Here is a 13654-nt window from a genome sequence, read left to right on the forward strand (position 1 = left end):
CATTGTTGATTGTTGATGGTTGTTAGTTAGTGGTGCTTCCAAACAACTAACAACTAACAACCAACAACCAACTATTTTTGATCCCCGTTCTTAAAGCCTCTCATTAACTTATGGCAAATTATTTGCATCTAATAGAACTGTAATTGAAACGCAGCTTTATTTAGGAGTTTTTCAGTACGGGGATCGCACTCATATTTATTTCCGATCAATCTTTCATAACTTGTCCCATAGCATTTAGCAAATATTCGCAATAAGCAACCTTTGTTGCAAATTACCCTCAAGTTTTGCTATATTCTCAGCTGACAGGGTTTGTTGAGAAAAATTAGTATGACGGTCTATACAGCAACTTCACTCAAGGCAGAACTTAACGAACGCGGCTGGCGATTAACTCCCCAGCGAGAAACAATTCTACACATTTTTCAGGATCTTCCGCAAGGTGAACATCTCAGTGCTGAGGATTTGTATCATCGGCTAGAAGCTGATGGTGAAGGAATCAGCCTGTCAACTATTTATCGCACTCTCAAGTTGATGGCACGGATGGGAATTTTGCGAGAACTAGAACTGGGAGAGGGCCATAAACATTATGAATTGAACCAGCCCTATCCCCATCATCACCATCATCTGATTTGTGTAAGGTGCAACACGACTATAGAGTTCAAAAACGACTCTATTTTAAAAATTGGTGCGAAAACTGCCCAAAAAGAAGGCTATCAACTTCTTGATTGCCAGCTAACAATCCATGCAATTTGTCCTAAGTGCCAGCGGGCATTGATGCCAATGTAGCACCTGGGTTGTTAATTAGGGCAGGTGCTGACATTGACTTATACAGGGGAAACTTTGAGTAATTTTCAGTTGGCTGTGAGCATATACAGGCAAGCGGATGCTAGAAGCTTCCGCTTCTCACGTCACTGAGGCTGATGCCATAAAATTCTTGAGCTTGTTTAATAGCTCGCTTGGTATCATCCCCCATCACCCCATTTAGAGGTCCTTTATAAAAGCCGCGCGTCTGTAGTCGCCTTTGAATCTCCAGAGTATTAAATTCGCTTTTGGAAGTAGAGTTCACTACACTGTGCAATTTGGCTCGGGTAGTTGGGCCTGCAACACCACTTACTGTCAAGGAATTATCAGCTTGAAACCGCTGTACAGCCTCTGCGGTGTAGGGCCCGTAGTAGCCGTTTGGCTCTCCCTGTAAATATCCGGCTTTAATTAGCTGTTCCTGAAGAACTCTGACAGCTTCACCGCGATCGCCTTCGCTGAGATTATCTACATTTTTAACTTTTTTGGGTGTTTCGTCTCCATAACCAACGCCAACTCCTGGTAATTTGCGGAGTGTTGCTGGCCCAACAATACCGTCAACGTCTAAATTGTAAGCTTCTTGAAACCGCTTCACAGATTCTTCGGTAATTGGACCAAATATTCCCGTAGCTTTACCGTAATAATAACCTGCTATTCGTAACCGTTCTTGTAAAGTTCTGACTGCTTCGCCTTCATCACCTTTCCGCAATAAATTGGAACTACGGCGTTTAGTAGTTGCAGTCTTCACAGTACTGCTTGTTCGAGTTTGAGTACTGACAGTACTGAGTTTTGGAGTTTGGGTACTCGCAGTACTGGTTTTTTTGCCTTGACGACTTACTGTACCTTGCTGCCAGTTATCTAATTTTTGTAGGGTGGTTGATCCTGCGACACCATTCACTTTTAAGCCAGCAGATCTTTGAAAGCGCCGAACAGCAGCTTCAGTATCAAAGTCATAGACTTGTGTAATGGGAGCTTCATAAAAGCCTGCATTTTTTAATCGTTGTTGCAAGTAGCGAACAGAAGGGCCTTGATCTCCTCTTTCTAGTGCAAAAGCACTACCAACAATACTCAGAATAGATAATGCCAGAACAAGGGGGAGCATATGCTTCCAAGCCTTGCCAGAAAGACGTCTCCACTCAGGTGCTGGCGCATTCTTTAATAAAGAACTGAAGGAAATCAATTCACTGGATGGAGATTCTTCGTATGCAAAAGCTACGTGCAAATACGCAAGATTGTCCATAGATTTTTCCTACACCACTTTAATACATCAGGTTATTTTTGTTCTATTATCGCTTCGGCTTGATGAACTAAGTTTCTCAAACGTTCTAGTGTCAGTATACTTGCATTTTCCCATAAACCGCGTTTGTTTGCTTCCAATAATCTCTCAGCAATATCACGCAGTGCATGGGGGTTTTTACTCTGGATAAATTCACTGACAGCGGCATCGAATAAGTACGCCTGTGCTATTCCCTCATACATGTGATCTTCCACACATTTGGTTGTGACATCATAGGCAAATAAATAATCTACCGTAGCCGCCATTTCAAATGCACCTTTATAACCGTGGCGCATAACTCCTGCTATCCATTTAGGATTTACTACGCGAGAACGAAACACTCTTGCGATTTCTTCTTTTAGTCGGCGGACTCGCGGTTTAGCACCTAATGAATTATCACCAAAATAAGTTTGGGGATTTTGTCCCTGTACAGAACGTACTGCCGCTGTTAAACCACCTTGAAATTGATAGTAATCATCGGAATCGAGTATGTCGTGTTCGCGATTGTCTTGATTATGCAGCACAACTTGCATCTGCGCTAGACGTTGCTCAAAAGCTTCAGGAGCAGAAATTCCCTGTAGGGAGGAGTGGGGGAGTGGGGGAGTGGGGGAGTGGGGGAGTGGGAGAGTGGAAGAATTGTTGCGATCATTCCCCTCTTCTCTCTTTCTCCCTCTCTCTCCCTCACCCCCTCTTCTTGAGGTGTAGGCGTAGCAACTCCAGTTAATGTAGGCGCGTGCTAAATCCTGGTCATCTATCCAGTTTTGCGATTCAATTAAGCCTTGTAATCCAGCACCGTAAGCACCTGGTTTAGAACCAAAGATCCGATAGCGCGATCGCACTTGTGCTTCTTCTAAACTCAAGCCTTGTCTTGTCCAAAAATCTGTTTCTTGATGAACTTGCGCTGCTAAAGGATTTTGTTCTGGCGGTTCGTTCAAGGCAGCCACTGCTACCACTGCTTGGTCAAATAAATCTATCAAATTAGGAAAAGCATCTCGAAAAAACCCAGATATCCGTAATGTTACATCCACACGGGGACGTCCCAAAACTGATAGTGGCAAAATTTCAAAATCCACTACTCGCCGTGCTGCACCATCCCAAACAGGCTGCACACCCAGCAAAGCCAAAGCTTCGGCAATATCATCACCGCCAGTCCGCATTGTGGCTGTTCCCCACATAGATAATCCCAGTGTTTTTGGATACTCACCATGCTCTTGGGTATAGCATTCTATTAGAGTTTCAGCTGCTTTTCTGCCAACATCCCAAGCTGTTTCTGTGGGAATAGCACGAATGTCAACAGAGTAAAAATTATTGCCAGTAGGCAATACTTCCGGACGCCCTCGCGTAGGTGCGCCAGCAGGGCCACTGGGAACATACCTACCATCCAGTCCACGCAGCAAGTGAGTTATTTCTTGGTGGGTTTTTTGCAAAGAAGGAAGGAGGTGGGAGTGTATCCAGTGGAGGATAGAGGAGGTGGGGAGGTGGGGTGATGGGGTGATGGGGGGAGTGATGAGATTTTCTACGAGTTTAGCGGCGTGTGCTTCTAAGACTTCAACTGCGTCGCCGATGGTGTAACAGGTACGCTGAAATTTTTCCAACAGAATCTTACAGATGTTAGCTGATAGCTGAGTGCTGAAATCTGCTGTCAAGGGGTCAAAATCTAAGCTTAAATCTTGAGCTATGGCACGGGTAATCCCGATATGATGGCGATTGGGATGACGGGCGATCGCTACAATTAAATCTCGTAATTGCCTTCCGGTTGGACATTGCCCAAAAATATGCAAACCATCGCGGATTTGAGCTTCTTTCAACTCACAAAGATAACCGTCTATTTTGGTAATTGGTAATTGGTCATTGGTAATTGGGTTCCCTATTCCCCCAACCCTATTCCCGATTTCCAAATCACAGTGAAGATTTTCTTTAACAACCAGTTCTCGAATGCGATCGTAAATTACAGGCAAACGTTGTGGATCTAAACTTTCTGCTTCATAATACTCATCAATTAAATTTTCCAACTGTTGCAAAGCACCGTATAGTTCTGCACGAGTCAACGGCGGTGTGAGGTGAGCCACAATTACCGCTTGGGCGCGACGTTTAGCTTGCGAACCCTCACCAGGATCGTTGACAATAAACGGATACAAATGTGGCAGCGCCCCCAAAGCCACTTCTGGATAACAACTACTCGATAAAGCCACACTTTTACCTGGTAGCCATTCAAGATTTCCATGTTTGCCTACATGAATAACAGCATCCGCGCCGAAACATTCCCTCACCCAGTAATAAAAAGCTAAATAAGCATGGGTTGGTTCCAAATCTGGCGCATGATAATTCAAACTGGGGTCAATATCATAGCCACGCGCAGGCTGAATTCCCACGAAGATGTTACCGAGTTGAATACCGGGAATGGGGAAGGAGTGGGACAGGGGGAGAGGGGGAGAGGGGGGAAAAGAATTCTCAGTTTCTCTCTCCTCTGTGTCCTCTACGCCTCTGCGGTTCGTTTCAAAAACACTTCCCCATCTTTCGCAAATACCCTGTTGCACACCTTCCGGCAAAGAAGCGAAATACTCCTGATACTCCTGGGTAGAAACACTTTGCCACACCGGACGCAACTCCCTACCTTCTGGATCGTTCGTTATCCCAGCAGTAAGACGTTGTATTAATTCGTCACTAGTATTAGGCATGTCTTCCACCTCATACCCATCGTCAGATAAAGCTTTGATAATTTCCACGCAACTAGCTGGAGTATCCAAACCTACACCATTGGCAAGACGCCCATCGCGGGTGGGGTAATTAGCCAAAATTAGAGCTACGCGCCGTTCTTGGGGCGGCTTAGAACGCAGGCGTACCCAATTAGCTGCTAGTTCAGCAACAAACTCAATGCGATCGCGCACGGGTTCATAAACCACCACATCAGTTTCTAATTGAGGATGCCGGGTTTGCACAGCCTTAAAAGACACAGCCCGACTAATAATCCGTCCATCGACTTCTGGCAGTGCCACATTCATGGCGATATCGCGGGGCGCAAGCCCCTGAAACTGGGACTGCCACTGTTCCAACGATCCGCCACTGACGATTACCTGCAATACAGGTACATCCAATTTTTGCCACAGATCGATTTGAGGTACTTCTGTTTCCAATCGTGCTAGAGAAAAACTGGTTGTATTCAGCAGCAAGGCAATTTGGTTTGAGTCTTTAGGTTGGAAAAACTCGCTCAACTCTTGTTGGACATCGATTTCACGTAACGAAGAAACAAAAACTGGAACTGGTTCTAAATTTCGCTGTGCCAAGGCTTGACACAAAGCATCGATTACCTTGGTGTTTCCTGCCAGATAATGGGCACGGTAGAAGAGGATGCCGACTTTAGGGGATTGGGGATTGGGGAACTCGGGGCCCCCACGACCGCTCTTAGTGGGGATTAGGGGCAATGGGGATTGGGGATTGGGAATTGAGAATTGGGTAAAGGTTAAAGGGTAAAGGGTAAAGGAATTTATTAACCTTTCACCTTTCCCCTTTTCCCCTTCCCTCTCTTGTTTTTTCCCTTGCCCCTTGCCCATTACCCCTTCTTCCCCTTGCCAGTAATACAACCCGACACGTGGAACTGACTTGGGAGGTGGCGGATTAAACGAAGTCAACAGGCAAGTATCGGCGATAAATTCCAAAGCGTTGACGATATTTTCTACACCACCCTCACTGAAATAACGCCATATTTGGTTAACAGTACTTAAAGGTAAAGTAGAGTGAGATATTAAATCAGGATCGAGAGCATCATCTCCTGGCATTACAATTAGGGTTGTACCATTGCGTTGCACAATTTCCTGGACTACTTCTAACCCATAGGCCCAGTAGGAACGCCCTCCTAGCAAGCGCAGAACAATTACTTGGGCAAGCTCTAAAACTTGCTCAGCATAAGTATCAATGCTAATTTGATGCTGCAAGTTCAATAGGTTAGCAACTCTAAACTCAGGAAATGTTGCGCTTAAGTGGGGAACCGCAGCTGCGAGAGTTTGAATATCGGTATCAGCAGCCGTAAGTAGTACAAACGGAGCTGGAGTTTGTTCTATAAAACTTACACCTTCTGACTGAGGGTTCCAACCTCCTGAGGTGGTACTAATACGATGCATATTTCTGTATTAACGTCTTAAACTGTTGGTTAGAAGAAAATAAAAAGTTATTGAGCAACTGCATCCAGCCTCTCTTAAATAATTTTTGAACATGCTTAATTCTTCCGACTTGAGCTTTTCTCGCACCTTGCCTACAGATGTATTTAATCAACTTGGTGAATTGTTAGAGCAAATGGCTCAAGCAGTGGGAAGTGAATCTATGGTTCTCACAGAAGCTGTGTTGACGCAGCTTAGCGTCCCAGATGAATGGCAAAAGCAAAAGTTTACGATTGTCATTTCTAAGGGGTTTAGTGCGCTATTAGTGGGTAAATCAGAGGAGATGGGGGAGTTTGTAGAGTCGGGAAAGCAAAGAAGAATTCTCTTCTCTACGCCAGTCGCAGGCCAACCTCCTCAACTTTGGGAAACCCCGCACGCGATTGAGGAGGAAACTCATACACAGCAAAAGCAGTTTTCTTACTCAAAGCTGAATGTGCATTTGACATTCGATTCTCAGGCGATCGCCTCCTTTACAGTGAAATTGCAGGAATTATTCAGATGTGATTCTCAGCAATACCACAAAATTGAACACTATCGTCAAATTCTCGCTCCTAATGATGTCAAACTCCAAAGTCAATTCACGTTGTTATTGTTAGAAGTTCTCTTACCACAGATTAACCAGGAGATCGCAGAACCACAACAAGTCTCAATAACTCCTGATGTTTCTGTGTGTCAACCAGTAGAAGATGCCCTCACAAAACAACTTGCTCAAGAGCGACTGTTAAATCAGGTAACAACTCAAATCCGCCAAAGTCTAGATTTGTCGGTAATTATGGTGACAGCAATTGAGCAGGTACAGAAGTTTTTGGAATTAGACCGATTAGTAATCTGTAAGCTAATTCATCCACAAGAAGTAGAGCTTTTTGATCGCTCTGAGAAATTTAACCCTCCAAGTAATTTATCTGTCAACTTACATCCTGCCGAAAATTTACCTAGCGATTCTGTAACATTCCAATTTAGAGAGCAAAATCAGCAATCACCAAAGAATGAGGCGTTTAGTCTGAGAATTCCCAATTTTGATGAAGTCAATAGTCACACCCTTACGTCTTCAGCTTCATCCAACTTAGTACAGCATTCGAGTTGTATTATTTACGAATCCCGCGCTAAGGATGACATCCCCTCGGTATTAAATTATCAAGAAGACCATTGCTTTGCGCCCAATTCCCCATGTTGGGAAAAATATCGCCAAGGCTTTACTGTCGCTGTGGATGATGTCGAAAAAACTTATGCTTTGGAAGAGTGTTTTTTGAGTATTTTAAGGAATATCAAAGTCCGGGCTAAGTTCGTAGCGCCAATTGTATTTGAAGACGAACTTTGGGGGCTATTAATTGCTCATCAGTGCCATACTCCACGCCATTGGACTGAAAATGAAAAAAGCTTGCTGACTTCTATTGCCGAACAATTAGCGATCGCTATTCACCAAGCTGAGTTAACGCGATCGCTCACTCAAGAAAAACAAAGTCTTGAGCAACGAGTGATTGAGCGCACAATGGCACTGCATGACGCTTTAGTTGCTGCTGAAGCCGCTAGTCGCCTCAGAAGTGAATTTTTAGCCACCATTAGTCATGAATTGCTCACACCTTTGACTCACGTAATTGGTATGTCTTCAACTTTACTGCGTTGGTCTTTTGGGGAGTTAAATCAGCGACAGCGAGAATACTTGCAAACTATCCACGATAGTGGAGAACATCTATTAGAAATGATTAATGACATTCTGGAATTATCACAGATAGAAGCAGGTAAGGCAGTTTTAAATATTACAGAATTTTCTTTGGCAGACATAGCTAAAAAGACAGTTGCATCGCTGCTAGAAAAAGCAACAAGTCAGCAAGTCAATCTCAAGCTAGATTTACTTATAGATCAACAACGCGATCGCTTTAGTGCCGATGTCAGACGAGTAGAGCAGATATTGTGGAATCTACTAACTAATGCGATAAAATTCACACCAGAAGGTGGTAACGTCACTTTACGGTTGTGGGTGGAAGACGATACAGCTGTGTTTCAAATCGAAGATACTGGTATTGGCATTCCTCAAGAGCAGTTACCACTACTATTTGAAAAATTTCACCAACTCGATACACCCTATCGTCGACGTTACGAAGGTACTGGGCTGGGTTTGGCGTTAACTAAGCAACTTGTGGAACTGCATCGGGGTCGAATTGAGGTAGAATCGACCGTAGGTGTTGGCTCAGTTTTTACCGTTTGGCTACCAATTCAGCCGGAACCAGTTTTTAGTTAGTTGTTGGTTGTTTGTTGTTGGTTGGTGGTTATTCTCCCACTCTCCCACTCTCCCACTCTCCCCATCTCCCCATCTCTTTTTATGCTCGTCGTTTAAAAATCACCATCTCAGTACCGATAACTGGGTTACGGGCTACTAACCTATTTTGAGAGTCGGTAATTTCTAGATGGGTAAAGTCTAATTCTTGAGAACGTTGGAGAATCTCTGCTGCTAGTTTGTCTTGTTGGGATTCTTTAAGGGTATACCAATCATCACTAATTTTAATATTTAGACTACTAGTGAGAAAGTTTGCTTGTATCGATTGTATGAGTCCAGAGGCAAAGCGATCGCTAATTTCTGCTACTTGATTTTCAATCGTTGCAATCAAAGTTTGTTCTGGTGTTAACACGAGAGTTGGTGTTGGTGTCGGCGTAGGAGTGATTTCTGGTTCTGGTTCTGGTTCTTCTTGCGGTGGCGGTGGGGTGATTTCCTCTGGTGGGGTGGGTTCTTCTGCAATTGGTGGTGGCGTTTCTGGTGGAGTAGTTACGCTTGGTGGAGGCGCTTCTTCAGGAGGGGCTACTTCTGGAGTGGGGGAAATGGAGGGAGTAGGGGGAGGGGGAGCAGTTGCGATTTCAGTAGGTTTGCTAGTCAAAACAGTAGAAGTTGTCCAAACCAGAATCACGGCAAAAACTGCAATAATTCCCGTCAAAGCTGTATCTGACAATTTTGCTGATAAATTTGCTGGCAAAAAAGAGCGAATATTGGCTAACAGTAGAGACGCGCCATGGCGCGTCTCTACATTACCAGGAGGGGGTTCTGTCTCCAGTTTCTCAACCGTTGATTCTAAAACCGCGATCGCGCCTTTGAGAATTTGGACAGTTTTAGTCTTCCAAAAGGGTTGGACTTTTTGGTATCTTCTTTGGCGAGGTTGAGTTCCCTGTGGTTCTGGGGAAGAAGGTGGTTGTGAATTCTTATTGTCTTGGGACATGGAACTTTCACCGAGAGCAGCTAATCAAAAACAAAGGACATAAATTCCTACTGCTGCTTTCCCAGCCTTAATGTATCACTTCATTGCTTCGGCTAAACTGACCTAAATATTGATTTTAGTAAGATATGAAGCTAAAACGTCGTCAATTTTTACTTTTAAGTAGTCTCAGCGCTATAGGTGCAGGATGTGTAGCTAGTATCAGTCGTCTGAACGGCAAAAATGATAATAGTGCCATAGAACCAGCTATAGCCAAAACTCCATCCACCAAAAAAGATTTATTACTGCGCTTTGTTTCCGTGGCAGATACAGGAACTGGTGCGGGAGGTCAGTATGCTGTAGCTAGGGCAATGACCAATTATCACAGCAAAAATCCCTATAATTTGGTAATTTTGGCTGGAGATAATATCTACAATAATGGCGAAATTGAGAAAATAAACGCAGTGTTTGAGCGCCCCTATGCGCCATTAATTAAAAAAGGTGTAAAATTTCAGGCAGCTTTAGGAAATCACGATATTCGCACTGCTAATGGCGATCCCCAAATAAAATATTTGGGTTTTAATATGAAGGGACGCTACTATACATTTACTCGGGATCAAGTACAATTTTTTGCCTTAGATACTAATAATAATGCTGACTGGAATAATCAACTAATTTGGTTAGAAAAAGAATTAAGTCGCAGTCAAGCTACTTGGAAAATTGTTTTTGGTCATCATCCGATTTATGCATCGGGTGTTTATGGCAGCAATCCAGATTTTATTAAAACTTTCACTCCCTTATTTTAAAAATACGGCGTTCAACTTTATATCAATGGTCACGAACACCACTATGAGCGCACCCGTTCTATTAATGGCACAACTTATTTAATCTGTGGCGGTGGTGCAAGTACTCGTCCTGTAGGAAAGAATGAATGGACGCAGTATTCTGCTGAGAAGTTGAGTTTCGCGGCGTATGAGGTGTTTCCAGATAGAATAGAGGTTAGCGGAATAGGCAGTAATAACCGCGTTTTTGATAAAGGTGTTATTCAGTTGAAATCAGCTTGATTCTCAGGAGAAGTGAATGATTCTTGAGGTAGTGATGCTGCATGTCAAACCTAATCTGGAATATGAATTTGAAGCTACTTTCAAACAAGCCTCTAGAATTATTTCTTCTATGGATGGATATTTATCCCATGAACTTCATAGATGCATAGAAGTGAAAGGCAAATATTTATTGCTGGTGAAATGGCAAACTTTAGAATCTCATACAGTTGGGTTTAGAGGTTCTCCTGAATATCAAGAGTGGAAAAAACTGCTGCACCATTTTTATGAGCCATTTCCAACTGTTGAACACTTTGAAAAGGTAGACTGATTACCTTCACGGTTATCCAAGTGCGATCGCCAAATTCCAGATATCCCAATTAATATTGTCTGACTAGACAGCTTCATGACTTTGCTGCCGAATCGGAATCTCAATTACAAATTCCGCTCCCAGTCCCGGCGCTGAGTGACAGAAAAACTTGCCGCCGTGCTTGTCCACCACAATCTGATAGCTGATGGATAAGCCCAGTCCAGTACCCTTGCCTACAGGTTTAGTGGTGAAGAACGGGTCAAATATCTTTGAACGAGTTTCTTCGCTCATACCAAATCCATTGTCTGCAATCCGAATCGCAATCCAATTATTCTCTAGCAGTTCGGTACGGATACGAATTTGTGGGTTTGTCATTTGTTTTTTGTCATTTGTCCTTTGTTCATAGTTGTTTACAAATGACTTTTCCAAAGCATCAATGGCATTGCTGAGGATGTTCATGAACACCTGATTAAGTTGTCCCGCGTAACACTCCACCTGTGGCAGGTTGCTGTATTCCTTAATAACCTCAATTGCCGAAAGGTTGTGAGTGGCTCTGAGACGATGTTGCAGAATCATCAAGGTGTTGTCAATTCCTTCGTGGATATCTACTACCTTAAAATCGGCTTCATCTAAGCGTGAGAAGTTCCGCAACGAAAGGACGATTTGGCAGATACGCTGCGATCCCATTTCCATCGAAGTCAAAACTTTCGGCAAGTCTTCCTTTAGAAAATCGAGGTCAATAGCTTTGATTTCTTTTTGGATTTCCAGTGGTGGATTGGGGATATGTTGCTTATAGAGGTCTAGCAATCTCAGTAAGTCTTGGGAGTATTCATAAGCATGAGTAAGATTGCCATGAATGAAGCTAACTGGATTGTTAATTTCGTGAGCGACTCCTGCTACCAGTTGACCCAGACTAGACATTTTTTCGGTTTGCACCAGTTGAGCCTGGGTTTGTTGCAGGTTATATAATGCCTGGGACAGTTCCTCTGTGCGCTCTTTGACTCTCATTTCCAGTTCTTCGTTTTGCTTCTCTAAGAGCGCAAGTGTCTGCTGTAGCTGGGTGGTCATGTCATTAAAGGCATCAGCTAAGACTGACAACTCATCTCTAGTGTGAATTTGGATTCGTTTTGTTAGGTCTCCCCTGGCGATGTGCTGCGTGACTCGCACTAGTTCCTGTAGGGGCTTCGTAATCGAGCGGCTGAACAAGAGTGCCAATAGGGTACCAACTGTGCCTGCAACAACAGCGACACCTAGACCACGGTCACGAACACTGGCGATTTTAGTTTGCAGGGTAGTAGTTGACAGCCCTATACTGATTGCGCCTAATCGCTGCCGTCCTACCAATACAGATCGTCCAGCAATTAACTGGTCAGACCGCCACTCAAAAATAGTTGTGTCACTTGCAACTAACCGCTGTCCAAAAGGGTCAATTTTGGTGGTATAAATTTCTTTTTGGCTAAAGGCGTCAGCGATGATTCGTCCCTTAGCATCGTAGACATAACCCGAAGCCAATAGTTGCTCGTTTTGACCTAAGGCTGACACCAAATCGGATACAAAGTCAGCATCTAAGCTGTAAAGTGGATCTCGTACAACAACTTCCAGAGTATCGAGCAGCAGGTAAGCTTGTTGCTGAAGTTCAGTTCGGAAGGTTTGTTGCTCACGCTGAATCGAGAGTAAGGTGATGCATCCCACAGATGTTACCACCAGGGTTGTAATCGTCAGAGTGAGTTTGAGAGCTAGCGACCAACGCCTCCGTTTGAATTTCATATTAGGCAAGTTTTGACTCACCTATTTTTAACGACGTTGTACAACTCTCGCATTCGAGCCATTGCTGCGTCCGTACCTTCCGGAAACTCATCAAATTGGCTTGTCTTCTCAAATTTCTTCAAAACAACTCGCCCCTGTTCTGTCTCATCCATGTTCACTAGTACAGTCTTGATTGCCTTTTGTTTAGCCAAGTCCATTTTTGGTGAAACAATCACTAAATGTCGAGACAAAGATTCTGTCTTAGCCAGAATTGTCAATTGATTGCGGGTTTGGGGGGGAATTTCCAAGAAATCTGTAGTACCAACCGCTGCTGCTGCTACCCGACTGCTGAGCACCCATTGGATGGCATTTTGATCGTCCTCACTGAAGACATAGCCCACCTCGTTCTTGGCTACCTGAGCATTCACATTTTGCTTCTCGACTGGATAGACCCGCTTTGAGTAGATGAGTCAGGGGTAGCATATAGCCCGATGTGGAGAAAGATTCCTCAAAGGCGATGATTTGCCCTTTGAGGTCACTCAATTTTTTGAAACTGCGATCGCCACGAGTGAAGATGATTGTATGGTACTCCGCCACACCATCTTTCCAGCGTCGTAGGATCGGTTTTGCGCCAGACTTATCGCTAACAATCATGGCTGGATAAGGACTATCAAAGAAAATATCTACTTCTCCAGACGCCAGCCATTTAGCCATTGTCTCCATATCCGGAGCAATTTTGACTTCGCCAATGCCAATACCAACATCGTTCAAGTTGGCAGCCAAATAATCGGCTAAGGGTTGAAACTTAGTGATTTTCTTAGTTGGTTCATTAGAAATCTCAGCCAGAACAATAGTTCCTGTTGCTGTGGCTGAAAACGTAGGAGTTGATTTCTGCTGTGGTGGTGCTGAGGATTCAGCGCTACAACCCACTAGGACAGCCAAAATGCCCACCCATGCAATTTTTATGAGAAAATTGCCCAACATAGTTATCTGCCTCTAGTTTTCCTAGATGTTAGTTTGCCCATCCTGTTTACTCTTCTCTCAAACCTGTGGGAAAAGCTAGCATGTATTTTTTTATACACATATTTCCCATGCGGATATTGGTAGGGGCGCAAAGTCTTGCGCCCCTACAATGTCATGCACACAACTGA

Annotated in this window: 9 protein-coding genes and 1 pseudogene; 4 read left to right on the top strand and 6 right to left on the bottom strand. The window is 43.8% G+C overall.

Going from position 1 to position 13654, the window contains the following annotated elements; genetic code table 11:
- The first annotated feature begins 327 nt into the window (after positions 1-327).
- Positions 328-783, top strand: a complete 456-nt coding sequence (locus FIS9605_RS0127260; RefSeq protein WP_026735411.1) for a Fur family transcriptional regulator — start codon at positions 328-330, stop codon at positions 781-783.
- A 100-nt stretch (positions 784-883) separates the two neighbouring features.
- On the opposite strand, the gene FIS9605_RS0127265 is transcribed toward FIS9605_RS0127260, so the two are convergent.
- Together FIS9605_RS0127265 and cobN are read right to left on the bottom strand one after the other, a co-directional pair.
- Positions 884-2035, bottom strand: a complete 1152-nt coding sequence (locus FIS9605_RS0127265) for a peptidoglycan-binding domain-containing protein (RefSeq protein ID WP_026735412.1) — start codon at positions 2033-2035, stop codon at positions 884-886.
- A 32-nt stretch (positions 2036-2067) separates the two neighbouring features.
- Positions 2068-6189, bottom strand: coding sequence for a cobaltochelatase subunit CobN (gene cobN, locus FIS9605_RS0127270; protein WP_026735413.1), 4122 nt, complete (start codon positions 6187-6189; stop codon positions 2068-2070).
- Positions 6190-6280: 91 nt separating this feature from the next.
- On the opposite strand from cobN, the gene FIS9605_RS0127275 reads away from it, so the two are divergent.
- Complete coding sequence (locus FIS9605_RS0127275) at positions 6281-8464, top strand: GAF domain-containing sensor histidine kinase (RefSeq protein WP_026735414.1); 2184 nt, start codon at positions 6281-6283, stop codon at positions 8462-8464.
- Between the two features lie 79 nt (positions 8465-8543).
- On the opposite strand, the gene FIS9605_RS0127280 is transcribed toward FIS9605_RS0127275, so the two are convergent.
- Positions 8544-9431, bottom strand: a complete 888-nt coding sequence (locus FIS9605_RS0127280) for a hypothetical protein (protein WP_026735415.1) — start codon at positions 9429-9431, stop codon at positions 8544-8546.
- Positions 9432-9556: 125 nt separating this feature from the next.
- Between FIS9605_RS0127280 and FIS9605_RS38365 the strand changes: the two are divergent.
- Together FIS9605_RS38365 and FIS9605_RS0127290 are read left to right on the top strand one after the other, a co-directional pair.
- Positions 9557-10471: pseudogene (locus FIS9605_RS38365) on the top strand (metallophosphoesterase family protein).
- 16 nt (positions 10472-10487) lie between these two features.
- Entirely contained in the window at positions 10488-10778 is a 291-nt protein-coding gene (locus FIS9605_RS0127290) for an antibiotic biosynthesis monooxygenase family protein (protein WP_026735416.1), read from the top strand.
- A gap of 63 nt (positions 10779-10841) precedes the next feature.
- Here the strand turns inward: FIS9605_RS0127290 and FIS9605_RS38370 are convergent, their stop codons facing one another.
- The 3 genes from FIS9605_RS38370 to FIS9605_RS46215 are packed head-to-tail and all read right to left on the bottom strand — an operon-like array spanning position 10842 to position 13487.
- The gene (locus FIS9605_RS38370) at positions 10842-12524 is read right to left on the bottom strand and encodes a sensor histidine kinase (RefSeq protein WP_051470156.1); all 1683 of its coding nucleotides are present in this window, start codon (positions 12522-12524) and stop codon (positions 10842-10844) included.
- A 17-nt stretch (positions 12525-12541) separates the two neighbouring features.
- On the bottom strand, positions 12542-12931 hold the full coding sequence (locus FIS9605_RS46210; RefSeq protein WP_197036155.1) for a PhnD/SsuA/transferrin family substrate-binding protein: 390 nt from the start codon (positions 12929-12931) through the stop codon (positions 12542-12544).
- The gene (locus FIS9605_RS46215; protein WP_197036156.1) at positions 12885-13487 is read right to left on the bottom strand and encodes a phosphate/phosphite/phosphonate ABC transporter substrate-binding protein; all 603 of its coding nucleotides are present in this window, start codon (positions 13485-13487) and stop codon (positions 12885-12887) included. Before FIS9605_RS46215 ends, FIS9605_RS46210 begins: the two co-directional genes overlap by 47 nt.
- Positions 13488-13654: the final 167 nt, after the last annotated feature.

The sequence above is a fragment of the Fischerella sp. PCC 9605 genome, from assembly GCF_000517105.1.
Taxonomy (GTDB): domain Bacteria; phylum Cyanobacteriota; class Cyanobacteriia; order Cyanobacteriales; family Nostocaceae; genus PCC9605.